Origin of the sequence: Pseudomonas sp. NFPP04 (genome assembly GCF_900113815.1) — a bacterium.
Taxonomy (GTDB): domain Bacteria; phylum Pseudomonadota; class Gammaproteobacteria; order Pseudomonadales; family Pseudomonadaceae; genus Aquipseudomonas; species Aquipseudomonas extremorientalis.
Genome location: NZ_FOQS01000008.1, coordinates 249,174 through 271,321, shown reverse-complemented (window position 1 = coordinate 271,321; position 22,148 = coordinate 249,174). Strand labels below are relative to the sequence as shown.

General features: G+C 60.4%; 23 protein-coding genes and 1 pseudogene. 13 read left to right on the top strand and 11 right to left on the bottom strand.

The window, feature by feature from the left end; translation table 11 throughout:
* Positions 1-60 precede the first annotated feature (60 nt).
* The 3 genes from BM017_RS18890 to BM017_RS18880 form a co-directional block, all read right to left on the bottom strand.
* The gene (locus BM017_RS18890; RefSeq protein ID WP_256575439.1) at positions 61-1,599 is read right to left on the bottom strand and encodes an amidase family protein; all 1,539 of its coding nucleotides are present in this window, start codon (positions 1,597-1,599) and stop codon (positions 61-63) included.
* Between the two features lie 110 nt (positions 1,600-1,709).
* The gene (locus BM017_RS29390) at positions 1,710-2,186 is read right to left on the bottom strand and encodes a hypothetical protein (protein ID WP_256575532.1); all 477 of its coding nucleotides are present in this window, start codon (positions 2,184-2,186) and stop codon (positions 1,710-1,712) included.
* A gap of 384 nt (positions 2,187-2,570) precedes the next feature.
* A complete protein-coding gene (locus tag BM017_RS18880; protein ID WP_092247111.1) occupies positions 2,571-3,620 on the bottom strand; it encodes an MBL fold metallo-hydrolase in 1,050 nt (349 codons plus the stop codon).
* A gap of 123 nt (positions 3,621-3,743) precedes the next feature.
* Between BM017_RS18880 and BM017_RS18875 the strand changes: the two genes are divergently transcribed.
* The 5 genes and pseudogenes from BM017_RS18875 to BM017_RS18860 all read left to right on the top strand — a co-directional run bounded on the left by BM017_RS18875 (position 3,744) and on the right by BM017_RS18860 (position 7,798).
* Complete coding sequence (locus BM017_RS18875) at positions 3,744-4,370, top strand: TetR/AcrR family transcriptional regulator (RefSeq protein ID WP_092247108.1); 627 nt, start codon at positions 3,744-3,746, stop codon at positions 4,368-4,370.
* 192 nt (positions 4,371-4,562) lie between these two features.
* Entirely contained in the window at positions 4,563-5,621 is a 1,059-nt protein-coding gene (locus BM017_RS18870; protein WP_092247105.1) for a diguanylate cyclase, read from the top strand.
* Between the two features lie 262 nt (positions 5,622-5,883).
* Positions 5,884-6,606: pseudogene (locus tag BM017_RS29715) on the top strand (PAS domain-containing protein); the annotation flags it as partial.
* A gap of 117 nt (positions 6,607-6,723) precedes the next feature.
* Positions 6,724-7,203 carry a methyl-accepting chemotaxis protein gene (locus BM017_RS29710; RefSeq protein WP_371914601.1) on the top strand — a complete coding sequence of 160 codons (480 nt, stop codon included), beginning with the start codon at positions 6,724-6,726 and terminating at the stop codon, positions 7,201-7,203.
* Positions 7,204-7,279: 76 nt separating this feature from the next.
* The gene (locus BM017_RS18860) at positions 7,280-7,798 is read left to right on the top strand and encodes a DUF1003 domain-containing protein (protein ID WP_058427265.1); all 519 of its coding nucleotides are present in this window, start codon (positions 7,280-7,282) and stop codon (positions 7,796-7,798) included.
* On the opposite strand, the gene BM017_RS18855 is transcribed toward BM017_RS18860, so the two are convergent.
* Positions 7,795-8,673: a LysR family transcriptional regulator gene (locus tag BM017_RS18855; protein WP_092247100.1), complete on the bottom strand. Its 879-nt coding sequence runs from the start codon at positions 8,671-8,673 to the stop codon at positions 7,795-7,797. The genes BM017_RS18860 and BM017_RS18855 overlap by 4 nt on opposite strands.
* 80 nt (positions 8,674-8,753) lie before the next feature.
* Here BM017_RS18855 and BM017_RS18850 point away from each other — a divergent pair, with 80 nt between their 5' ends.
* Complete coding sequence (locus BM017_RS18850; protein WP_170856095.1) at positions 8,754-9,449, top strand: CTP synthase C-terminal region-related (seleno)protein; 696 nt, start codon at positions 8,754-8,756, stop codon at positions 9,447-9,449.
* A gap of 46 nt (positions 9,450-9,495) precedes the next feature.
* Here BM017_RS18850 and BM017_RS18845 read toward each other — a convergent pair whose 3' ends face one another.
* Positions 9,496-9,819, bottom strand: coding sequence for a DUF2025 family protein (locus tag BM017_RS18845; protein WP_092247095.1), 324 nt, complete (start codon positions 9,817-9,819; stop codon positions 9,496-9,498).
* 232 nt (positions 9,820-10,051) lie between these two features.
* Between BM017_RS18845 and BM017_RS18840 the strand changes: the two genes are divergently transcribed.
* The 3 genes from BM017_RS18840 to BM017_RS18830 all read left to right on the top strand — a co-directional run bounded on the left by BM017_RS18840 (position 10,052) and on the right by BM017_RS18830 (position 12,744).
* Entirely contained in the window at positions 10,052-11,179 is a 1,128-nt protein-coding gene (locus tag BM017_RS18840; protein WP_092247092.1) for a glycerophosphodiester phosphodiesterase family protein, read from the top strand.
* Positions 11,180-11,265: 86 nt separating this feature from the next.
* Entirely contained in the window at positions 11,266-11,574 is a 309-nt protein-coding gene (locus BM017_RS18835) for a PepSY domain-containing protein (protein ID WP_092247089.1), read from the top strand.
* A 147-nt stretch (positions 11,575-11,721) separates the two neighbouring features.
* A complete protein-coding gene (locus BM017_RS18830) occupies positions 11,722-12,744 on the top strand; it encodes a transporter (RefSeq protein WP_092247086.1) in 1,023 nt (340 codons plus the stop codon).
* A gap of 154 nt (positions 12,745-12,898) precedes the next feature.
* On the opposite strand, the gene BM017_RS28905 is transcribed toward BM017_RS18830, so the two are convergent.
* The gene (locus BM017_RS28905; RefSeq protein ID WP_139216868.1) at positions 12,899-13,231 is read right to left on the bottom strand and encodes a hypothetical protein; all 333 of its coding nucleotides are present in this window, start codon (positions 13,229-13,231) and stop codon (positions 12,899-12,901) included.
* A 332-nt stretch (positions 13,232-13,563) separates the two neighbouring features.
* Here BM017_RS28905 and BM017_RS18825 point away from each other — a divergent pair, with 332 nt between their 5' ends.
* Entirely contained in the window at positions 13,564-15,180 is a 1,617-nt protein-coding gene (locus BM017_RS18825; protein ID WP_092247083.1) for an inorganic phosphate transporter, read from the top strand.
* 110 nt (positions 15,181-15,290) lie between these two features.
* On the opposite strand, the gene BM017_RS18820 is transcribed toward BM017_RS18825, so the two are convergent.
* The 3 genes from BM017_RS18820 to BM017_RS18810 are packed head-to-tail and all read right to left on the bottom strand — an operon-like array spanning position 15,291 to position 17,956.
* Positions 15,291-16,265 carry a 5-oxoprolinase subunit C family protein gene (locus BM017_RS18820; RefSeq protein WP_092247080.1) on the bottom strand — a complete coding sequence of 325 codons (975 nt, stop codon included), beginning with the start codon at positions 16,263-16,265 and terminating at the stop codon, positions 15,291-15,293.
* Positions 16,262-17,140 carry a 5-oxoprolinase subunit B family protein gene (locus BM017_RS18815; RefSeq protein WP_092247077.1) on the bottom strand — a complete coding sequence of 293 codons (879 nt, stop codon included), beginning with the start codon at positions 17,138-17,140 and terminating at the stop codon, positions 16,262-16,264. The genes BM017_RS18820 and BM017_RS18815 overlap by 4 nt, the downstream gene beginning before the upstream one ends.
* A 57-nt stretch (positions 17,141-17,197) precedes the next feature.
* Positions 17,198-17,956 carry a 5-oxoprolinase subunit PxpA gene (locus tag BM017_RS18810; protein WP_092247074.1) on the bottom strand — a complete coding sequence of 253 codons (759 nt, stop codon included), beginning with the start codon at positions 17,954-17,956 and terminating at the stop codon, positions 17,198-17,200.
* Positions 17,957-18,076: 120 nt separating this feature from the next.
* Between BM017_RS18810 and BM017_RS18805 the strand changes: the two genes are divergently transcribed.
* Positions 18,077-18,994 carry a LysR family transcriptional regulator gene (locus BM017_RS18805; RefSeq protein WP_071489492.1) on the top strand — a complete coding sequence of 306 codons (918 nt, stop codon included), beginning with the start codon at positions 18,077-18,079 and terminating at the stop codon, positions 18,992-18,994.
* Here the strand turns inward: BM017_RS18805 and BM017_RS18800 are convergent.
* On the bottom strand, positions 18,991-19,887 hold the full coding sequence (locus BM017_RS18800) for a LysR family transcriptional regulator (RefSeq protein WP_092247071.1): 897 nt from the start codon (positions 19,885-19,887) through the stop codon (positions 18,991-18,993). The genes BM017_RS18805 and BM017_RS18800 overlap by 4 nt on opposite strands.
* A gap of 106 nt (positions 19,888-19,993) precedes the next feature.
* On the opposite strand from BM017_RS18800, the gene BM017_RS18795 reads away from it, so the two are divergent.
* Complete coding sequence (locus BM017_RS18795; RefSeq protein WP_071489490.1) at positions 19,994-20,752, top strand: SDR family NAD(P)-dependent oxidoreductase; 759 nt, start codon at positions 19,994-19,996, stop codon at positions 20,750-20,752.
* Positions 20,753-20,754: 2 nt separating this feature from the next.
* On the opposite strand, the gene BM017_RS18790 is transcribed toward BM017_RS18795, so the two are convergent.
* On the bottom strand, positions 20,755-21,198 hold the full coding sequence (locus BM017_RS18790) for a multidrug/biocide efflux PACE transporter (RefSeq protein WP_092247068.1): 444 nt from the start codon (positions 21,196-21,198) through the stop codon (positions 20,755-20,757).
* Positions 21,199-21,287: 89 nt separating this feature from the next.
* Here BM017_RS18790 and BM017_RS18785 point away from each other — a divergent pair, with 89 nt between their 5' ends.
* Positions 21,288-22,142 (top strand): LysR family transcriptional regulator, encoded by an 855-nt coding sequence (locus BM017_RS18785; protein WP_092247065.1) that lies wholly within the window; start codon positions 21,288-21,290, stop codon positions 22,140-22,142.
* Positions 22,143-22,148 lie beyond the last annotated feature (6 nt).

Genomic DNA, 22,148 nt, shown 5'->3' with positions numbered 1-22,148 from the left:
CGAGTTGATCAAGGGAGACGGACCTCTGCTGTGCATCTGCCAGCAGAGGTTGAATCAACCTTATGCGAGGTTTGTAGGTTCCTCTATAGTGGCGCCTGTATCAACGGGTGCTGGCGAGAAGGGCGTCCCCGGAAGAAAGGCGGGTTCCTTGATCGACGGGGAAGCTTGTTCATAGACATAAGCAGCCGAGAGTAAGGTCGCTTCACTTTTAGCTGTGCCATATAAATAGAGCGCTGTCGGCATACCTTCATCATCCATCCCGGACGGGATGGACATGCCCGGGTAGCCCGCGGCGGCGGCGTAATAATAGTTGTGAGAAAGAAAGTTCGACACCATGGCATCGAGTTTGTGTTCTTTGATGGGATCATCGATGATTTTCTGGAAAATCGGAACGATATCCTGCCACAACTGATCGCGCCTCTCCTGGGTCACTTTCAGATCGTTGATGATTTCCAGAAGCTTCTGGTCAGGCTCTCCTGGCTGCAAGTGACGTTTGTTGAAAGCTATCACTTCCGAGATCGACTTGACCGGCAACCCCTCCCGACCTGCCAGGTAATTTTCCAGTTGTTGTTTGACGTCTGCAAACAACGCTTCGTTATAGTCCTTGTAGTTTTGTTCAGTAATGCCTTCATCCAATTGTCCGACCGGAACCAAGATAGCGCCCCTATCCTTCAACACTTTTATTGCAGCCTCATAGTGTTTTCGGTCTGCCCGTTTCGCTGGGTCTTTGGCATCCTCTTCAGACAGTTCAGGCAGCGGTGTGTAGCCAATTCTCTTGCCTTTCAAGGCATCAGACCTCAGGCCTTCAGTGTAGCGCTTGCTTTCGGTCATTGCGTTGAGTACCTCTGCCGCATCCCGGACAATACGTGTGAAGGTGCCTACCGTATCCATACGTGAACTGATCATGACACCCTCGGTACTGACCAGTCCAACCGTGGTTTTCAGACCGAAAACACCGTTGTAGGCCGCCGGGGTAATGATCGAACCACTGGTTTCCACCCCTAACGCCACAGCAACAAGCCCTTGGGCAACCGCAACAGCAGAACCGGAACTCGACCCAGCCACCTGGCCTCCCAACCGATGAGGGTTGAGCGTCTGGCCACCTCGGGAACTCCACCCATCAACGGGAAATTCAGAGCGGAAGTTGGAAAATTCACTCATGTTGGTTTTACCCACAACCACCGAACCAGCCTTCAGCAATTTGTCCACTACCTTGGCGTTCTTTGGCGCCGGTGCGCCTACCAATGCCTTGGAACCTGCACTTGTCTGCATACGGTCCTTGGTTTCAAAAACGTCTTTCAACGCAACCGGAACGCCGTGTAGATATCCACGAGTGATGCCTCTGGCACGCTCCTGATCGCGCATTTGCGCCTGCTTGCGGGCATCGGGGTTGATTTCTATAAACGCGTTGCCACCTTGCAACCCGCGATCAATATTGGCGATTTGTTTCAGCGAGTCGTTAACCAGCGATTCTGAAGTGGCTTGGCCTTTTGCCATTTCCTCTGACATTTGAAAGGCACTCTTGAAGCCTTGCGGCTGATTCAAAAGTGCCTGCAGCACACCGTCTGTTAATCCGCCTGCGATAATCGGTCCGGTCATAAACTGCCTCACTACTTGACTGAATGTCAGGCTATCGGTCGATAACCCGACATCAGTCTAAGAAGTCCCCCGTGGACAACCGTTGAGGCTAATCCTGCTCCGGGGTCCGATCATTCACTACTCGATGTAGGCATCCGCAAGGAATCTTTCAGTAACCGACGATAGAACCGAACCAGTACCAGTATGCGGTCACCGGCCCAACGAGCACCGTAAAACCACAGTTTCGTCCCGTCCTCAAGCAGCTCGCATGCTCCGGGATACCCGCTGGCGCACGCGCCATGAAACGCTGCGCTTTTACTTTCGGACACAAGGGCATCAAGACTTTGCTCACCGACGCGCTCATCGATCTCATTGCGAGTATACGCAACGAATGGATTGGCCCTGTCACCTCGCAAGGCATCCAGCGCCACCAGTTGCGCGCCCGCCGAGCGCAAGGTATCCAGGGCTTGTAGGAAAGCAGGACTGTGGTCGACGGCCTCGCTTGCACCGGGTCCAACGTAACGGTTGGCAAACCCTATGCGCCAGCCAACCAATACCTGAGTGCGGGTGAAGGGGCTGTTGTTCATCACGGGAGGGACTTCAGCCATCAACGGCCCCGAGGGGTCAATACCACTCAATGCGATCAATGACAGCGACGGGTCGCGCGGGGGTTTGAGGGCAAGTCCCGGGGCGTCATACCCCGGGATCGGGACGCCCCCTCGGGTGCCATGAGCCTGGGGATCGACACCGAAAACGATACCACGAGGGCTTGTATGCTCTTGGGCTGTCGTTGCCTGGGCTGACGAGTCAGTGAGCGCAGACACCGGTTGCCCCGTCGGACAGGGCAACCCCGCCTGCCAATATTTCTTACATTTGCACTCCATGAAATATGTCCCCCGACACATAAATTTCCGGGGATCATCGCACCGTTGCCTGGCGCCTGTCGCAGCTCTGAAACAGCTTGAAAACTCCTTTTTCCATAGCCTCCTCCGTCAGCCTGCGAGGTGTTCCTGTGCCCCCTGGGTTTCCACCTCCAGCCACCACGCACCTCCACGCTCTGGCTGATTCAAGCTGAACGCCTGCCCCATCTGCGGCGTAGTGATCGACACGTTGCGCTCCCAGGCCAGGGCCATGATGCGGTCGAACGGCTCATGCCAGGCATGGAACGCCAGGTCGAAAGTGCCATTGTGAATCGGCAGCAACCAGCGGCCCTTGAGGTCGATATGCGCTTGCAGGGTTTGCTCTGGCTGCATGTGCACATGGGGCCAGTCGACGTTGTAAGCACCTGTTTCCATCAGTGTCAGATCAAATGGACCGTACTGTTCGCCGATGCGTTTGAAACCGTCGAAGTAACCCGTGTCACCGCTGAAGAAAATCCGCCGAGGTCCATCGATCATCACCCAGGAACACCACAGGGTCTGGTTGGCATCAAACAGACCGCGCCCGGAAAAATGTTGCGCAGGGGTGGCGACAAACCGAACGCCATCCACCTCGGTGCCCTGCCACCAATCCAGCTGGCGCACCTTGCTGCCATCCACCCCCCACTTGACCAGGATGTCGCCCACGCCCAGCGGCGCAAGAAAATAACGAGCCTTGTCGGCCAATTGGACGACAGCCTTGCGGTCAAGATGGTCGTAGTGGTTGTGGGACAGAATCACTGCCTCCAGGGGCGGCAACTCTTCAAGGCTGATCGGCGGCTGATGGAAGCGCTTGGGGCCGGCCCAACTGAACGGTGAGGCGCGCTCGGCAAATACCGGGTCGGTTACCCAGAATTTACCGCGCATTTTCAGCAACACGGTGGAATGTCCAAGGCGGAATACGCTGTGATCCGGGGCCGCCAGCAATTGCTCGCGCGTCAGCGGTTGTACCGGAATCTGCCCCACCGGCCGCGTGCTGCGGGGTTTGTTGAACAGCATGTTCCAGAAAATGCGCAAGGTTTTGCCGAAGCCACCGTGCTGCACGGGGGCATCGTTGCTGAAGTGCCCTTGGCCTTGCTTGGGCGCTGCTGGCGAAGAATCGACACGGGACGAGATCGTGGCCATTACCGGGTGACTCCTACAGATCGCTTATAAATTACACTGCACAGTGTAGTTTCAAGATTGCAACAAAACCCGGAGCAAGTAAACTACCGAGTGTAATTTTCGTCCAAGAGCCGAGCCCCACCCATGACTGCCCCTCAACGCCTCACCGACCGTAAACGCGAAGCCATTGTGGCTGCGGCCATCGCCGAATTTCGCGCAAACGGTTTCGAGGTCACCAGCATGGACAAGATCGCCGCCACTGCCGGCGTATCCAAGCGCACCGTGTACAACCACTTCCCCAGCAAGGAAGAACTGTTCGCAGAAATTCTTCATCAGCTCTGGGCCAGCAGCGTCGCCCAACTTGACGTCAGCTACGCCAGCGACCGCCCATTGCGCGAACAACTGCGCGGGTTGTTGGAGGCGAAGATGAAGATGATGTCGGACACCAATTTCCTCGACCTGGCCCGGGTCGCCATCGCCGCCACCATCCATTCGCCGGAGCGTGCGCAAGACATGGTCACCCGCCTGAGCCAGCGCGAAGAAGGCTTCACCCAATGGGTTCGCGCCGCCAAGGCAGACGGCCGGCTCAACTGCTCCGACCCCGCCTTCGCCGCCCACCAGATCCAGAGCCTGCTCAAGGCCTTCGCCTTCTGGCCACAGATTACCCTCGGCCAACCCACCCTGGATGCCGCCCACCAGGCCAGCGTGATCGAGTCGGCCATCGACCTGTTCCTCGCCGGCTACGAAGTCACCCTGCCCCGCCAGCCATAAAAAACCTGTTGTGTGAGCGACATTCCAGGTCGCTTTTGACGCATTCGCCCTCTGTTTTGCGCAAATGGCCTGGAAGGACACTGATTATTCCCACGCGAATAACTGACAATATTCACAGGCATTATCCGATCAACGGTTGATCCAGCGAACGTGCGCCACCGTATCTGCAAAAAACAGCTGCCCCAGGAATTTATGGAAAACAGACAAGGCAAAGGGCTTTCATTTGCCAAGCGTATCTACAAGCCAAGGATCATCGGCCTTTCTATCGGCTGTATCAGCGTCAGCGGCGCCCTTTACACTCTCGCCATGCCGGGCTGGGTGTGGGCACTCCTGCTGTTCAACGGGTTTGCCTGGGCGCATGTGGCGTATCAACTGTCGGCCCGCTCGCAGTACCCCTACCAGGCAGAACAACGCAACCTGCTGTATGACTCGCTGCTCGGCGGCTTCTGGGCCGCCGCCACGCAGTTCACGCCACTGACGGCCGTGACCATTCTGTCGATGATGACCATGAATAATGTCGCCGCCGGCGGCAAGCGCCTGTTCCTGCGTGGCCTGTGCGCACAAGGGCTTGGAATCGGCGTGGCCAACGCGCTGTTCGGCATCCGGTTCAACCCCGATGTCAGCCTGCTGCAGGTCTACACCTGCCTGCCGATGCTGACGCTCTACCCCATGGCCATCGGCATGGTCTGTTATCAACTGGCAATCAAACTCTCCGAACACAAGCGCGCCCTCAGCGCCCTGAGCCGCACCGACAGCCTCACCGGGCTGCTCAATCACGGCTCCTGGAAGGACCTGCTGCACCTCAAGTTCCACAAGTGCCGGCAGCAGCGGAGCCACGCCACCATTGCCTTGATCGACATCGACCACTTCAAGCAGATCAACGACACCCACGGCCATATCGTCGGCGATGCGGTACTGCGGCAGTTGAGCCTGGAGTTGCGGCGCAACCTGCGGGAAAACGACCTGGCCGGTCGTTACGGGGGCGATGAGTTCTGTGTGATTCTTCCGCAAATGCCGTTGGAACAGGCTGCCGAAATCATGGAACGCATGCGCGAAACTTTCAGCAATTACCGCAACCCGCAGATCCCCGAATTGCGGGTCAGCCTGAGTATCGGCCTGGCCGATTTCCAACCCTTCTTCAGCGATGCCGCGATGTGGCTGAATGCAGCGGATCGCGCGCTGTACGCCGCCAAGGACACCGGGCGCAACCGGGTCAATGTCAGCGACGAAGTGATCGCCCATTCCGCCTGAAGTCGTCCTACGACTCCTCGTCTGCAAAGACCAGAAAGCACCCAACAAGAAAGCATAATGCCACCACTGGTCGCCTACCCAAAAAAGGTCCTCCCACACGGGCGAACTTCTTGTCAGGCTGATCACTCTGAACCCGTTGTCCCACCCCCCTCTGTCAGCACAAGGAAGCTGGCAATGAGCAAGTCAACCGTGTGGCGTACGCCTTACGGGGGCAGGCGCATATCCAAGGAAACCCCAGAGTCTGCTTGCCCGAGCACCGCACATGCTATTCAACACACATAAAAGAACCATCAGCACCCAGCAACACACCATCGCCCAACAGGCCAGCCTGCTGGACGCCATCGAGCGCTCCATGGCGGTGATCGAATTCGACCTGTCCGGCAATGTGCTGCGCGCCAATGCCAATTTCCTGCAGACCATGGGCTACCGCGCCGAGCAGGTAGAGGGCCAGTCCCATCGAATGTTCTGTACCCCGGCCTTCGCCCGTAGCCCCGAGTACAGCCAACTGTGGTCAAACCTGCGCAACGGCCAATTCCAGTCCGGCACCTTTGAACGGGTGGCCGGCGATGGCCAGTCGGTGTGGCTGGAAGCCAGCTACAACCCAGTGCGTGATGACGCGGGCCTGGTGACCAAAGTGGTGAAATACGCGATGGACGTCACCCCGCGCCTGCAGGCCGAAAGCGAAGCCAATGCCAAACTGGATGCCATTGGCCGCGCCATGGCGGTGATCGAGTTCAACCTCGACGGCACCATCATCACCGCCAACGCCAACTTCCTGCAGCGCATGGGTTACACCCTGGCGCAGATCCAGGGCCAGCATCACCGAATGTTCTGCAGCGCGGCACTGGCCAGCAGCTCAACCTACGGCGACTTCTGGAAACGCCTGAACCAAGGGGAAATGTTCAGCGGCCAGTTCGAGCGGGTGGATAAAAACGGCCAGGTCGTGTGGCTCGAAGCCAACTACAACCCGGTGTACGACGCCAGCGGGCGGCTGTGCAAAGTGGTGAAGTTCGCCTCGGACATCACCGCCCGCGTGCAACAGCATGCGGCGGACGCGCAGAGTGCGGCGCAGGCCTATCACCTGTCCTTGAACACTCAGGACATGGCAGAAAAAGGTGCCGAGGTGATTCAGAAAACAGCCAACGGCATGCGCGAAATTTCTGCCGACATCGACAGTTCCTCACAACTGATCGCCAAGCTCGGTGATCGCTCGCAACAGATCACTGCCATCGTCAACACCATTCGCGGTATCGCCGACCAGACCAACCTGCTGGCCCTCAACGCCGCCATCGAGGCCGCGCGTGCGGGTGAACAAGGCCGTGGTTTCGCCGTGGTAGCCGACGAAGTCCGGCAACTGGCGGCGCGCACCAGCGGCTCCACCACGGAGATTTCCAGCATGATCGCGATGATTCAGGCTGAAACCCGACAAGCCATCGACAGCATGGACGCCACCCGCGACCGCGCCGCCCAAGGCGTTGAAATGGCCAACCAGGCTGGCACAGTTATCCTGCAGATTCGCCAAGGCACCAGCGAAGCGGTGCAGGCGGTGAGTGCATTCGCCAACGAGCGTGGCGGCAACTGACCCGATCTTCATACGGAGTGCCGGGGGCTCGGTCTATAGTGCTGGTTGTTCTTCAAGCATGAGATCCGAGCCCGCCATGACCCCAGAAAAGCCCGAAGCCACCCCCGTCGACCACCTGCGCTTCCACCGCCCCCACGCCCACCTGGCGCCGACCTTCGGCAACGACACCTTTGCCCTCAAGGCCGAAGCCTTCGCGCGCTTCTTCGGTACGCCGACCTTCCTTGGCGCACAAACCGCCATCGTGGTGTTGTGGGTGGTACTGAACATGACCGGCATCACGCATTTCGATGTGTACCCGTTCATCCTGCTCAACCTGGCGTTCAGCCTGCAATCGGCCTACGCCGCGCCGCTGATCCTGCTGGCCCAGACCCGCCAGGCCGCACGCGACAAGGCGCAGTCCGATGCGGATGCGCAGCACCGTGAAGCCCTGGCGATCGCCAATACCGAGCGCCAGGCCCAGGCGGCGCAGACCACCAAACAGTTACTGGAACTGCTGGAGCAAAACACCCGGCTCACGGAAATGACCAAACAACTGACTGAGCACATTGAAAGCCTGACCTGCGAAATGCATGAGCATTTTGTGCGAAAAACCTAAGGCAAACGCACCTGCCGTCCCAGCTCATCGAACAGGGTCACCACCGAGCGCAACGCTCGGCAGTCCGGGCGCGTGAGCAGCCACAACGCGGTGTCATGCCCTGCCAACGCGGGGCCGAGCGATTGCAGGCCGTCGCCCAATAGAAAGTCCGGCAAGGCTGCCACCCCCAACCCTGCCCGTACCAGCTCGGTAACCGACAACATGCTGTTGCAGCGATAACTGGGACGTACACCGGGCAGATGCTCGCGACGCCAGGCGACCGTGGGGTGGTCGGGCAGGAAGTCATCCGGGGCGATCCATGGCAGGTCGGCCAACTCGCGGCCGGCGTGCTGACGAGCAAAATCCGCGCTGGCACACACCTGATAAGCCACGTTGCCCAGGCGTCGGCCGACCAGATGCTCCGGCGGCGTGCGGGTCAGGCGCAGGGCGATGTCCGCGTCGCGGCGGCTGAGGTTGGCAAAATCATTCGAGGTGCTCAGTTCCAGGGTCAATGCCGGGTAGTGCGGCATGAACTGCGCCAGGGCCGGCAACAGCAGACCTTGCAGTACGGAGTCGGTACAGGTCAGGCGCACCGTGCCGCTGATCACCTCACCGCCCTGCTCCACGCCAATGCGCGCCGCCTCCAGCGCTTGTTCGGCACGCTCGGCCTGCTGCGCCAGGTTGCTTGCCAGGCTGGTGGGCAGGTAGCCGGCGCGGCTTTTTTCAAACAATGTCTGGCCCAGCGCCGCCTCCAGGCGCCGCACCGCGCGGAACACCGTGGACACGTCCACCCGCAACAACGCGGCCGCCCGTGCGAGCGTACCGCCACGCACCAGGGCGAGGATCAGCGACAAATCAGGGTAATCGATTGAATAGTGCGTAGCTGCATTGAACATGTGGGCAAACGCCAATATTGATTGCGTGAACGCCAATCTATAGTGCGCCCCAGGACACCACAAGCCATGGGATGTACACGATGAAAACCACACCGCTGCACCTTGCCCTGATCGGCGATTACAACCCCGATGTCATCGCCCACCAAGCCATTCCCGTGGCTTTGCAACAGGCCGCCGAAACCCTGGGGTTGAGCGTGCATGTCCAGTGGCTCGACACCGATACCCTGCCGCAATCACTGCACGGTTTCGACGGCTTCTGGTGCGTCCCCGCCAGCCCCTACCGCGACACCGATGGCGCACTGCGGGCGATCCGTTTTGCCCGCGAGCAACGCCGGCCGTTCCTCGGCACCTGCGGCGGTTTTCAGCACACGGTGGTGGAATATGCGCGCAACGTACTGGGCTGGAAAGATGCCGAGCACGGCGAACTTGCGCCGCACGCCAGGCGCGCCGTGATCGCGCCACTGAGTTGTGCGCTGGTGGAAGCCACCGACACTGTGCGCCTGGTGTCCTACACGCGTATTGCAGAAGCCTACGGCACTCTTGATGTGCAGGAAGGCTATCGTTGCCGCTACGGCGTGAACCCTGAGTTTCTCGACGCACTGCTGGAAGGCGACCTGATCCCCTGCGGCCATGACTCGGCAGGTGATCTGCGAGCCGTGGAGCTGCTCGACCACCCGTTCTTCGTCGCCACCCTGTTCCAACCCGAACGCGCCACGCTTAAAGGCATCACCCCACCCCTGGCGATTGCCCTGCTCAAGGCTTGCCAGCAAGCATGATCAAGAGGCTCGGTGTGGTGAGCAGGCTTGCCTGCTCACCACAGGATCAGCTTACAAGACTGCGCAACGCACTGATCTGCGGAACCTCCACCCGCCGCATATACACCCGCAACGGTTCAGTGATGTTGATACGCTCGTCGATGTTCTGGTCCAGCAGTAACTGGATGCGCTCGCGAGACAGAGTCATGGTCTGTTCCGGGGCCGGCAGCCAGACGAACTCGGAGGTGGGGATGATGCCGTCATCGGCCACGTCCATGCCGAAGGCGTCTTCGCTGAAACGCACGATGTATTGGCCGGTCTTGCGGTTGAGGCCAACAAAACCGTGGAGTTGGTCGGCGGCCTGACAGATAAGCTCGGAGGTGATGCGCATGGTAAACCTCACTGAAAAGTCCCACAGGGACTGGAAAGATGGTTTACACGCGTGGCACAAAGTACCGCCCTCTAACGGGGCAGCTTCGGGCAAGAGTACTGCAATGCCTGCAAAAAAAACGCAGAAAATCGAGGCGTGCACACGTTAATGTCGGTTTGGTGATAGCGCCTTTCGCAATCAATTGTTAAAAAGGAGGCCTTCTCAAAGCTACCTCCACGAAAGGACTTCGCATATGCCTGTCACGTTTACCAAGAGTGCCTTGCTGCTCGCCCTGATGCTCGGCCTTGGCCAGGCACAGGCTGCCGACCCGATCAGCCCGGCTGAATTGGCAACCAACGAAGGCATTCCGTATCCAGCCGTGATCGCCCACCGTGGCGCGTCCTACGACGCCCCCGAATCCACCGCCGCGGCCTACAAGATTGCCCGCGACCTGGGTGCCGACTACCTGGAAATGGACCTGCAGCGCAGCAAGGACGGCGTGCTGTTCGCCCTGCACGACAACAACCTGCAGCGCACCACCGACGTGGCCACCAAGTTCCCCGACCGCAAGGACGCCCCGGCCAACGAGTTCACCTGGAAAGAACTGCAAACCCTCGACGCCGGCAGCTGGTTCAACGCCGCCTACCCGGACCGCGCGCGTCCAGGCTTCGTCGGCCTGAAAATCCAGAGCCTGGACGACATCATCAAGATCGCCGAAGGCAACCCGTCGCACAAACCCGGCCTGTACATCGAGACCAAGGAGCCCAAGCAATTCCCGGGCATCGAAGCCGACCTGAAGAACAAGCTGCTGGATAAAGGCTGGCTGAGCTCCGCCGGCTCCAAGCTGGGCAAGAGCAACACCGGCGTCGGCCAGGGCAAGGGCCGCGTGGTGCTGCAAACCTTCGAGGTTGCCAGCCTCAAAGAGCTGCAGAAAGAAATGCCCAACACCCCGAAGATCCTGCTGTTGTGGGTGGGTGAAGGCAGCATCGAGCCGAAAAACAAGCAGACGTTCGCTGAGTCCGGCGAAACCACCAAGGCCGCCTACTACGCCAAGCAGGAACCGAAGGATGCCGCCGAGTTCGAAAAATGGGTCGACGAAGCCAAGAGCCTCGGCGCTATCGGCACCGGCCCATCGGCCGAGCTGACCAACCACGGCGACCAGAGCTATTCGGACCTGGTCAAACCGGAGATGAACAAGCTGACCCACGACAAGGGGCTGCTGGTGCACGTCTACACCGTCGATGAGCCGGTGGACTTCGACAAAGTGATGAAGGCCGGCGTCGATGGCATCTTCACCAACCGCGCCGCCGAACTGCTGAAGTTCTACAAGCGCTGGCCGTCGTCCAGCGTGCAAGACCTGCTGAACGACTATAAGTACTGAGTGGTCAGTGTGCCATTAAGGATGAGTTAAGTTGCGCCGGTTAATCTGGCGCCACTTAAACAGCTCACCGAAGAAGGACACACACCATGAAAACCTTGACCGCTCTGTTCGCCGCTACCGCCCTGACCCTGACCGCCGGCCTGGCCCAGGCGGATGTTCGCCCGGATCATATTGAAGGCCTGCTCAAGTCCGGCGCCGTGATGCCTTTCGACAAACTCAACGCTGCCGCCCTGGCCAAACACGCTGGCGCCACCATCAACGACACCGAGTTGGACCACAACAACAGCGGCGTGCTGGTCTACGAAGTCGAGCTGACCGACACCGCCGGCAAGCGGTTTGAAGTGAAGCTCGACGCCAAGACCGGCGCCGTGCTGGAAGACAAGCTGGACACTTGATTTACCCCCTGTGAAAAACGCGCCACCTTCGGGTGGCGCGTTTTTTTGTGAGCACCGTCAAACGGTCACAGAATCGTCATATCACCTTGCAATGATTCGCTGCGCGACCTGTGAAACGTCCTACAGGCCCTTTCTCTGCGAGTCTCCATGAACCACAGCATCGAACACAGCCACCAGGACTCAGACCTGTTCGGCTTGCTTTACGGTTTCCGTTTTCGCCCCGGTGAAAAGGGCGAGCAGATCGATTCGGCCACGGCCCTCCAGGCCTTGCGCCAGCCGGCCGACCCGGACGAGTTTTTGTGGCTGCACCTGAACCTGGCCCACGCCGCATGCGAGCGCTGGATGCAGGCACATCTGGACCTGCCGGAAGAGTTCTTCGAAGCCCTGCATGAAGGTTCGCGCTCAACCCGCATCGAGCATGTTGACTCGGCCTTGCTGGCGGTGGTCAACGACGTGGTGTTCAACTTCAGCAGCATGGTCTCGTCGGACATTTCCACGCTGTGGGTGTGCGCCCGCAGCCGCCTGTTGATCAGCGCACGCCTGCAACCGCTGCACTCGGTGGACAAGCTGCGCTCGTCGGTGAAAGCCGGTGAAAGCTTTCGCTCACCGCTGGCCTTGCTCGTGCACTTGCTGCGTGACCAGGGTGAAGTGCTGACGCAGATCGTGCGCAAGACCAGCATCAGCGTCGACCATATCGAGGACCAATTGCTCTCGTCACGGTTGTCCACCAACCGCGCTGAACTGGGGGCGGCACGCCGGGTGCTGGTGCGCCTGCAACGCCTGCTGGCGCTGGAACCGGGTTCGCTGCTGCGCCTGCTCAACCGCCCGCCGCAATGGCTGCAAAAAGAGGACGTGAAAGAGCTGCGCAAATCCACCGAGGAGTTTGCGCTGATCATCAACGACCTGATGGCCCTGGGCGAACGCATCAAGCTGTTACAGGAAGAGATCGCCGCCAACCTCAACGAGCAGAGCAACCGCACACTGTTCACCCTCACCGTGGTGACGGTGCTGGCGTTGCCGATCAACATCATCGCCGGTTTTTTCGGCATGAACGTGGGAGGTGTGCCGCTTTCGCAGGACCCGGAAGGCTTCTGGATCCTGGTGGCGTTGGTGGCGACCTTTACCTTGATTGCCGGGCGGTGGGCCTTTCGCAAGCGTAAAGACTATTGACTTGAGATTTGCGTAACCACGCCCCTAGCAGGGGGTCCTAATTAAACCTTGACGCCTGAAACAGCACCGTCTTGAAAGACAAGTAAACACGTGATTTTCAAATAAATAGAGGCGCCAACCCAGTTTGGCGCCCGTTAAAACATTTATCTCAGCCTCACGTGCCCTCATTGAGAAGCAAGAGTGTTTCTGAAAACTCCGTACCAGTGACATTTGTCACCGTATATCCGACTGTTTGCCAGCAGCACTTTAGCGCAAAGGGTGGGATATCAAATAGAATAAGGTCGGAGTTCCCTGGTTCAACCAATTTTTCTTTGACTGGCTTGCCATCAATCAGTACTGTGACAGTGCTATCCCCAAAAGGTGGAAGGTGAGTAAGTGGAGGAACAACAACTTTCAATATATCAAAATGCCCCACGCGGACGCTTTCACCATAGGCATTAGGTATAGCTTGAGGAATCTGGATTTTTGGGAGAGTAGGAATAGCCATCACATTCACCTTTTTTAAATTAATTGAATCAGGCCGACAACTCGATTAAACCGCCCCCCTCATTAGTACGTCTACTGTCAAATATAACAGGTACATACGGGTATCAAGTCACTCTGAAACAGGCATTACCAATAAGACCCGACATCAAACTTAACAACACTGAAAATTGTCTCCTTCAATAGGCATTGCCTCCTGATGATGGCGGACCGGACGTTTAGAATGACTACTGACCAGCAGCATGCTCAATCCTCCAAACACTGACCTATGGCAGTATCTTTGTAACATTCTGCAATGACTATGAACGGCATCCTCCCCACACTGGATGCCCCGGCATGGCCACCCCTTCCCTGACTGCCTCCACCCACGCCTCACCCGCCGCGCCCAAGCCCAGGCTGGACAAGAAACCCGGCCTGGTGACGGTAATCATCTTCTTTGCCGTGCTCGCCATGGGCCTGTTGTTCACCGCCTACAGCCTGATGCACGACATGCATGAAATGGGCGCCCAGCTCACCACCTGGACGCCGTTTCTGCTGCTGGGCGTGGCGCTGTTGATCGCCTTGGGTTTCGAGTTCGTCAACGGCTTCCACGACACCGCCAACGCCGTGGCGACGGTGATCTACACCAACTCGCTGCCGCCGCATTTTGCGGTGGTGTGGTCGGGCTTTTTCAACTTCCTCGGCGTGCTGCTTTCGAGCGGCGCGGTGGCGTTCGGGATTATTGCGTTGCTGCCGGTCGAGCTGATTCTGCAGGTGGGTTCTTCCGCCGGCTTTGCGATGATCTTCGCCCTGCTGATCGCCGCGATCCTGTGGAACCTCGGCACCTGGTGGCTGGGCTTGCCGGCGTCGTCGTCCCACACGCTGATCGGTTCGATCATCGGCGTGGGCGTGGCGAATGCCTTGATGCACGGGCGTGACGGCACCAGCGGTGTGGACTGGAGCCAGGCGATAAAGATCGGTTACGCCTTGCTGCTGTCGCCGCTGATCGGCTTCGCGTTTGCGGCGATGCTGTTGCTGGCCCTGCGCGCCTTCGTCAAGAACCGCGCGCTGTACAAGGCGCCCAAGGGCGACACCCCGCCACCGTGGTGGATCCGCAGCATGCTGATCGCCACCTGCACCGGCGTGTCCTTTGCCCATGGCTCCAACGATGGGCAAAAAGGCATGGGCCTGATCATGCTGATCCTGGTGGGCACCTTGCCGATGGCCTACGCGCTGAACCGCACCATGCCGGCCGAGCAGTCGCTGCAGTTCGCGGCAGTGGCCGAAGTCACCCAGGTCGCCCTGGTGAAAAGTGCCCCGCAAGCGCTGACCGGTGACCCGCGCCCGATCCTCTCCACCTACGTGCGCACCAAGGAAGCCACCCCGGAACTGGTCCCCGCCCTCGCCGCCCTCGCCGGGCAGATCGGTGATGAAGTCAAAGGTTATGGCTCCCTGGCCAAGGTGCCTGCCGAAGCCGTCGGCAACGTGCGTAACGACATGTACCTGACCAGCGAAACCATTCGCCTGATGGACAAGGGCAAGGTCGGCAGCTTCGACGCCGACACCCAGGGCAAGCTGCAACTGTTCAAGCAACAGATCGACAATTCCACTCGCTTTATTCCGCTGTGGGTGAAGATCGCCGTGGCCATCGCCCTGGGCCTGGGCACCATGGTCGGCTGGAAGCGCATCGTGGTGACCGTGGGCGAGAAGATCGGCAAGACCCACCTGACCTACGCCCAAGGCGCCTCGGCAGAAATGGTGGCGATGCTGACCATCGGCGCGGCAGACATGTATGGGTTGCCGGTGTCGACCACCCATGTGCTGTCGTCGGGTGTGGCGGGGACCATGGTGGCGAACGGGGGCGGGTTGCAGATGCGCACGATCCGCAACCTGGCGATGGCGTGGGTGCTGACGTTGCCGGCGGCGATTCTGCTTTCCGGCAGCCTCTACTGGCTGTTCACCCAACTCTTCTGACACAACAGTGATTGAACATGTGGGAGGGGGCTTGCCCCCGATTGCAGTGGGTCAGCTATAGAGAAGCTGGCTGGTCCACCGCTATCGGGGGCAAGCCCCCTCCCACAGTTTTATCCAGCGAACAGCCCGGACATTATCTTCAACCGCTTCTTGTAGACACGCCGCGCCTCCAACGCCTGCTCCAGCGTCACCGCCACAAACCCTGCCCGCTGGTTCGGTTGCATCTGCCCGATCAAATCCAGGTCGGCGCTGATCACCGTGCCGATCATCGCGTAGCCACCGCCCGACACCGCATCCCGGTGCAATACAATCGGCTCCAAGCCAGCCGGCACCTGGATCGAACCGATCGGGTAGCAACTGTCGACGATGTTCGACGGGTCCGACCCCGCGCCAAACGGCTGCTCCCGTGGCTGGAAGCTCAACGCACTGCCGCCCTTGAAGCGATAGCCGATGCGGTCGGCTTCGGAACCCACGGTCCAGGGCTCGGCGAAAAAGCTGCTTTTTGCCTCATCCGTGAGGCGCTCGTAATACAGCCCCGGCACCACGCGCAGGGTGACATCCCCGCCCACTGAGCGACGCAACGCCATCGGCAGACTGTTGCCCGCGCGTCCCGTGCCACTGGCTTCACCGATGGGCAATTCATCGCCTTCCTGCAAGCGCCGCCCCTGAAAGCCGCCAAGCGCGCCGAGGGTGTAGGTCGAGCGGCTACCGAGTACCAGCGGCACATCAATGCCACCGGCCACCGCGAGGTAAGTACGCGCCCCCGCCTTGGGAAATTCAAAGCGCAACACCTGCCCGGCGCGCACCTGGAACGCGGTGTCCTGGTGCACCACTTCACCGTCCAGGCGCGGCGACATCAGGGCGCCGCTGAGGGCCACCAGCGCATCCTGTTGGAACTGCAGTTCAGGGCCGATCAATGTGCATTCCAGACCCGCCGCGCCCACCGGGTTGCCCACCAGGTGGTTGGCCGCGCTCAACGCGTATTGATCCAACGCACCCGACGGCGGGATGCCCAGGTGGTAGTAACCTTCGCGGCCAAGGTCTTGCACGGAGGTGGCGAGGCCGGGTTTGAGGACCTTGATCATGCCAGCGCCTCCTGCAGGGTTTTCGGGTAGCCAATGGGGTCGGCGAGAAAAGCGTCGAGGGAAAATTCCACCGGGCGGATACGCAGGTCGAAACGTCCTGCGTCCACCTCGGCCACCGTTCGGTCGTAGGCGTCACGGTCCATGGGTTTGAACTGCACGATATCGCCTGGCCGGAAGAACACCATGTGCTCCTTGAGGTAGGCCAACTGCTGCGCCGGGTCATAGATCGGCGCCGGGGTCACGCCGAACATCTGGTAACCGCCGGCACCGCGCACCGAGTAGATGCAACCAAAACAGCCGCCATGGCCGAGGGTGAGTTTCGGCGTGTCGGTGCGCGGGCGCAGGTACTTGGGCACCTGCAACTGCCGCTCGCGCTCGACCATCTGGAACATGAACGGCAAGCCCGCGACAAACCCAACCATCGACACAAACCACGGCGCACCGCTGTGGGCAGCGATAAACGCGTCGACATCGGCCAGGCCATTGATACGCGCAGCATATTCCAGATCGGTGCCGCTGGGGTCCTGGTGGCGGTCGCGAAAACGCATGAGGGTTTCGTGGGTCCACGGGTCGTTGTACAGCACCGGGATTTCGATGATGCGCGTGTGCAGCGTGCGTTCGGCCACGGCCTGGGCTTCGGCGGTCTGCACCGCGTCAAGCAATACGTGGGGCGCGATGCGGTCGGGGTCGAAGCGGATCTGGAACGATGCGTTGGCCAGGCACACATCCAGCACGCCTTCCAGCGCCAGGCGCTCCACCGCGCGGGTCACCGCCATGCCCTTGAAAAAGGCCTCCAGGGACATGCTGTCGCTGACCTCGGCAAACAGGTGTTCATCACCGCCGAAGCTGTAGCGGATGGGGGACGTTTCAGCCATGTCTGTTCCTCTTGGAATCATTGTAGAAAGGCAGGCGAAAAAATAAGGCGATGATTTTTATTGTGGTGTCTTGACCGTGATGCCCGCTTGGTCCAGCGCTTCGCGGGTGGCTTCCACCAGCTCCAGCGCACCGGGGGTGTCGCTGTGCAGGCAGATGGAGTCGAATTCGATAAACAGGTCTTCGCCTTCCACGGTTCGAACAAGTCCCGTCTGACAGGCCCGCAGGACGCGCGCCGCCACCGTCGCCGGGTCCAGCGCCCGCACATTGCGGGTAAACACGATGGAGCCGGTCAGATCGTACTCACGGTCGGCATAAAACTCCCGGACCACCGGCTGTCCCAGCTCCTGCGCGACACGCCAGATCACCGAGTTGGGCATGCAGTACAGCAGCAGCGTCGGCTCGATGATGCGCAGGTTCTGCACCAGCAGGCGCGCGGCTTCTTCGTCGCGGGCCAGGTGCATGTACAGCGCGCCGTGGGGTTTGATGTGTTGCAGGGTCATGCCCTGGGCGCGGGCAATTTCCCGCAGGGCGCCAAGCTGGTAGAGCATGTCGTCCACCAGCTCCTGGGCCGGAGCGTTGATATGGCGGCGGCCAAAGCCGACCAGATCACGGAAGCCAGGATGCGCGCCGATGGCCACGCCCAATTGCCTGGCCCGCTCGACGGTGCGGCGCATGGTGCCGGGGTCGCCGGCGTGGAAGCCGGTGGCGATATTGGCCGAGCTGATGTAGGCCATCAGCTCAGCGTCGACGCCATCGCCGATGGTCCAGGGGCCAAAGCCTTCGCCCATGTCCGAATTGAAATCCACTGCCTGCATCGAAGTCGCTCCGCCTAAGTGATGCAGGAAAAGTAGGCTGCCCCTTGACCCCTTGGGAAGATCTATTATCAGATGACCCATCTTCTGAAAATCAGATAGCCCTACGTTTTGGAGAGGCCGATGTCCCTGACCTTGCGCCAAGTCCGCTACTTTGTCGCCACCGCCGAGATCGGCCAGATTTCCCAGGCGGCCATCCACCTGAACATCTCCCAGTCGGCGGTGACCACGGCGATCAAGGAGCTGGAGGGCATGCTCGGTGTGCAACTGTTCGTGCGTTCGGCCCAGGGCATGAACCTGACTGACGCCGGGCGGCATTTTCTCAACCGCGCCTACGTGATCCTGCGCAGTGTCGATGACGCGCTGAACAGCCCGCTGCCCGACTACCGCGCCAGCGGCGTGCTGCGCCTGGCGGCCAGCTACACGGTGCTCGGCTACTTCCTGCCGCACCACTTGCAGCGCATGGAGCACTGGCACCCGGACGTGACCATCGAGGTCTTCGAGCAGGAACGCCAGGCCATCGAACAGGGTTTGCTCGACGGCCAGTTCGATATGGCGGTGGTGCTCACCGCGAACCTTACCCACCCGGCTATCGTCTCGGAGATCTTGTTCAACTCGGAACGCCGCCTGTGGCTGCCCAGCCACCACCCGCTGTGCGAGCGCGGCGCCGTGAGCCTGGCTGATGTGGCCCGGGAACCCTACATCCTGCTCACCGTCGACGAGGCCGAACACAGCGCCATGCGCTATTGGGAACAGGCCGGGCAAACGCCCCAGGTGCGGCTGCGCACCAGTTCGGTGGAAGCGGTGCGCAGCATGGTCGCCAATGGCAGCGGCGTGGCGATCCTGTCCGACCTGGTGCATCGGCCCTGGTCCCTGGAAGGCAAGCGCATCGAAACCCTCACCGTCACCGACCCCGTCACGCCAATGAGCGTGGGCCTGGCCTGGCACCGCGAACGCGCGTTCACCCCGGCGATGCAGGCGGTGCGCGATTACTTCCACGACGCGTTCCTGGCGCCGCAGCAATTGTCGGCACGGCGTTAGAGCTGGGCTTGCAACGTCGCAGCCAGCCACTCCATGAATACCCGCACACGTTGCGGCAAATGCCGTTGCCCGGCATAGAGCATCGACACGTCCAATGGGGGAGCCGGGTAATCCGGCAGGACGCTGACCAGTTCGCCTCGCGCCAGCAACGCGCGGATACCGAGCAACGGCACCTGGGTAATCCCGAAACCACCCAGGCAAGCAGCCTGATAGGCATCTGTGCTGTTGACCGTGACCCGCCCGGCCATCGGCACGCGGTGCACCTTATTGCCCTGCTGGTATTCGAAGCCCGCCGAGCGTGACCCCAGCGGCCGTACGTAATGCACCAGTTGATGCTGCGCCAGGTCCGCCAGGGTCATCGGCGTGCCATAGCGTTGCAGGTAGACCGGGCTCACGCAGTTGACCATCGGCATGCTGCAGACTTTTCGTGCGACCACCGTTTGATCCGGCTGGGCACCGACACGCAACACGCAATCAAAGCCTTCGGCGATCAGGTCCACCTGGCGGTCGGAACTGCTGATCTCCAGCTCGATCAGCGGGTGCGCGTCCATGAATTCGGGCAAGCGCGGCAGGATCAACTCCCGCGCCATCACGGTGGGCATGTCCACCCGGATGCGCCCGCTCAGTTGCGCCTCATCCTGGCGAAACAACCCTTCCAACTCCTCCATGTGCGACAGCAGGTCCTTGCTGCGCTCATACAAAACCCGGCCGTCCTGGGTCGCCTGCACCTTACGCGTGGTGCGTTGCAACAGGCGCGCGCCGAGCAGTTCTTCCAGGGCTTGCACATGCTCGGACACGGTCGAGCGCGGCAGGCCGAGGCTCTCGCCGGCCTGGGTAAAACTCGACAGTTCGGTGACGCGCACGAAGGTGCGCAACAGCTCAAGTTTATTCATGGGATTGTTCGCCTTATCCGGCCAGTGATTCCGGTATGGCGCTGTTTATCACGTTACGGACGAATAAATACACTCAGTCCCACCAATCACCTGAGAGGACTGCACCATGCCCCGTAAAATCGCACTGATCACCGGCGCCAGCCGTGGCCTGGGCAAAAGCGCCGCGCTGCACCTGGCGGCCCAGGGCGTCGACATCATCGGCACCTACCACAGCGCGGCAGCTGAAGCCCAGACGGTGGTCGAGCAGGTCCAGGCCCTGGGTGGCCGCGCCGCCATGCTGCAACTGGATGTGAGCCAGAGCGACCGCTTCGATGCCTTTGTCGGCGAAGTCGGCACCCTGCTCAAGGACGTGTTTGCACAGGATCACTTCAACTTTCTGATCAACAACGCCGGTATCGGCGCCCACGCCAGTTTTGCCGAGACCACCGAAGCGCAGTTCGACCAATTGGTAGCGATCCACTTCAAGGCACCGTTTTTCCTCACGCAAAAATTGCTGCCGCTGATCTGCGATGGTGGGCGCATCCTCAATATTTCCAGCGGCCTGGCGCGGTTCAGCCTGCCGGGGTATGCGGCTTATGCGTCGATGAAAGGTGCGGTGGAGGTGCTGTCGCGCTACCAGGCCAAGGAACTGGGCCCGCGCGGGATCAGCGTGAACACCCTGGCCCCTGGCGCCATTGCCACGGATTTCAGCGGCGGCGCCGTGCGCGACAACCCGGATGTGAATGCGATGGTGGCCAACAACACCGCCCTGGGTCGCGCCGGTTTGCCGGACGACATTGGCGGGGCGATCTCGACCCTGCTGGCCGATGGCAGCCACTGGATCACCGGGCAACGCATCGAAGCCTCAGGCGGCATGTTCCTCTGATTTCACACATAACCTGCAGGCGCGTTTCTGTTGATGATTTTTTCCCGGATCACGTCATACCCCCAGTGATACACATAGGTGTACGGCAGGAAAAACAGCAACACGCCGATGTCGAGCATGAACGCCTGCATCAGGCTGATGTTCAGCCACGCCGCGATCAGCGGCACGGCGACGATGATCAGCCCGCCTTCGAACATCAGCGCATGCAACACTCGCGTCCAACCGCCGTTGGACAGTTGCAGGCGCACCTTGAGGCGGTCGAACAGGCTGTTGAAGATGATGTTCCAGGTCAGCGCCAACAGGCTCAGGCCCAGGGTCACCGCGCCCATTTCCAGGGCCGGCCTGCCGGTGATCCAGACCAGCAGCGGCGTACAGATCAACAACGCCAGGCCTTCAAAACCCAGGGCCTGGCAAACGCGTTCAGTAATCGACTTGGTAGGGCTCATAACCTGTGCTCTGTGAAGGACGATGGTTGCCATGATTACCCTTTGAATCGATACTTCATAACTAATAACCATCGATCAAGGCGATAGTCATGGCCTCCCACGAAGTGCTGCAAGCGTTTGTCCAGGCCGCTACCCAAGGCTCGTTTTCGGCGGCGGCACGCAAGCTGGGCAAGAGCCAGTCCACCGTCAGTGCGGCCGTGGCGAGCCTGGAGATTGACCTGGATGTGGTGCTGTTCGACCGCAGCAGCCGCAAGCCGACGCTGACCCCGGCCGGCCATGTGCTGCTGCAGCGCGCCGAACAGGTGCTGGAGGCCAGCAGTCGCCTGGAACTGGCGGCGAGCCAGTTGTCCCAGGGGTTGGAGCCGAAGGTCACGATCGCCATGTCCGATACGTATCAGTCGGAACGCTTCGAGATCGCCCTCAAGGCCTTTGAACATCGCTACCCGGACCTTGAACTGGAATGGCTGATCGCCGAGTGTGAAGACCTGATCGCCCTGGTGCAGAGCGGCCGTGCACAGATTGCCTTGATCGAAGCCCAGCACATCTACCCGCCCGACCTGACCCACTCGCCCGTGGCCGAACGCACGGAAATCGCACTGTTCGTCGCCCCCACTCACCCATTGGCGCGCGTAGAAAACATCGACTCGCAGGCCCTGCAACAACACCGGGAACTGCGCCTGGCAAGCATCATCAGCCCCAACGAGACACGCCCCATGGGCCGGGTGTGGTCGGCGCCGAGTTTTCTGATGCTGATGGAGATGGCTCAACTCGGTTTCGGCTGGGCGGAGTTACCACGCTGGTTGGTGGAGCGCTTTGGCAATGCCGAACTGATTGAACTCAACGTTCGGGGTTGGCCACGCTCGGTGGCGGTGGATGCGTTGTGGTCGCGACAACACCCACCTGGGCCGGCGGGCAGTTGGATGCTCAGTCAAATGCTCGAATGACACCGC

Bases quoted from the DNA above. Each gene is read 5' to 3' on its own strand.
- BM017_RS18795 (WP_071489490.1), top strand. From the start codon at position 19,994: ATGCCCCGTAAAATCGCACTGATCACCGGCGCCAGCCGTGGCCTGGGC.
- BM017_RS18800 (WP_092247071.1), bottom strand. From the start codon at position 19,887: ATGAATAAACTTGAGCTGTTGCGCACCTTCGTGCGCGTCACCGAACTG.
- BM017_RS18810 (WP_092247074.1), bottom strand. From the start codon at position 17,956: ATGCAGGCAGTGGATTTCAATTCGGACATGGGCGAAGGCTTTGGCCCC.
- BM017_RS18830 (WP_092247086.1), top strand. From the start codon at position 11,722: ATGAACCACAGCATCGAACACAGCCACCAGGACTCAGACCTGTTCGGC.
- BM017_RS29390 (WP_256575532.1), bottom strand. From the start codon at position 2,186: ATGGCTGAAGTCCCTCCCGTGATGAACAACAGCCCCTTCACCCGCACT.
- BM017_RS18840 (WP_092247092.1), top strand. From the start codon at position 10,052: ATGCCTGTCACGTTTACCAAGAGTGCCTTGCTGCTCGCCCTGATGCTC.
- BM017_RS18880 (WP_092247111.1), bottom strand. From the start codon at position 3,620: ATGGCCACGATCTCGTCCCGTGTCGATTCTTCGCCAGCAGCGCCCAAG.
- BM017_RS18855 (WP_092247100.1), bottom strand. From the start codon at position 8,673: ATGTTCAATGCAGCTACGCACTATTCAATCGATTACCCTGATTTGTCG.
- BM017_RS29710 (WP_371914601.1), top strand. From the start codon at position 6,724: ATGGCAGAAAAAGGTGCCGAGGTGATTCAGAAAACAGCCAACGGCATG.
- BM017_RS18890 (WP_256575439.1), bottom strand. From the start codon at position 1,599: ATGACCGGACCGATTATCGCAGGCGGATTAACAGACGGTGTGCTGCAG.
- BM017_RS18845 (WP_092247095.1), bottom strand. From the start codon at position 9,819: ATGCGCATCACCTCCGAGCTTATCTGTCAGGCCGCCGACCAACTCCAC.
- BM017_RS18790 (WP_092247068.1), bottom strand. From the start codon at position 21,198: ATGAGCCCTACCAAGTCGATTACTGAACGCGTTTGCCAGGCCCTGGGT.
- BM017_RS18820 (WP_092247080.1), bottom strand. From the start codon at position 16,265: ATGATCAAGGTCCTCAAACCCGGCCTCGCCACCTCCGTGCAAGACCTT.
- BM017_RS18825 (WP_092247083.1), top strand. From the start codon at position 13,564: ATGGCCACCCCTTCCCTGACTGCCTCCACCCACGCCTCACCCGCCGCG.
- BM017_RS18860 (WP_058427265.1), top strand. From the start codon at position 7,280: ATGACCCCAGAAAAGCCCGAAGCCACCCCCGTCGACCACCTGCGCTTC.
- BM017_RS18870 (WP_092247105.1), top strand. From the start codon at position 4,563: ATGGAAAACAGACAAGGCAAAGGGCTTTCATTTGCCAAGCGTATCTAC.
- BM017_RS18850 (WP_170856095.1), top strand. From the start codon at position 8,754: ATGAAAACCACACCGCTGCACCTTGCCCTGATCGGCGATTACAACCCC.
- BM017_RS18815 (WP_092247077.1), bottom strand. From the start codon at position 17,140: ATGGCTGAAACGTCCCCCATCCGCTACAGCTTCGGCGGTGATGAACAC.
- BM017_RS18805 (WP_071489492.1), top strand. From the start codon at position 18,077: ATGTCCCTGACCTTGCGCCAAGTCCGCTACTTTGTCGCCACCGCCGAG.
- BM017_RS28905 (WP_139216868.1), bottom strand. From the start codon at position 13,231: ATGGCTATTCCTACTCTCCCAAAAATCCAGATTCCTCAAGCTATACCT.
- BM017_RS18835 (WP_092247089.1), top strand. From the start codon at position 11,266: ATGAAAACCTTGACCGCTCTGTTCGCCGCTACCGCCCTGACCCTGACC.
- BM017_RS18785 (WP_092247065.1), top strand. From the start codon at position 21,288: ATGGCCTCCCACGAAGTGCTGCAAGCGTTTGTCCAGGCCGCTACCCAA.
- BM017_RS18875 (WP_092247108.1), top strand. From the start codon at position 3,744: ATGACTGCCCCTCAACGCCTCACCGACCGTAAACGCGAAGCCATTGTG.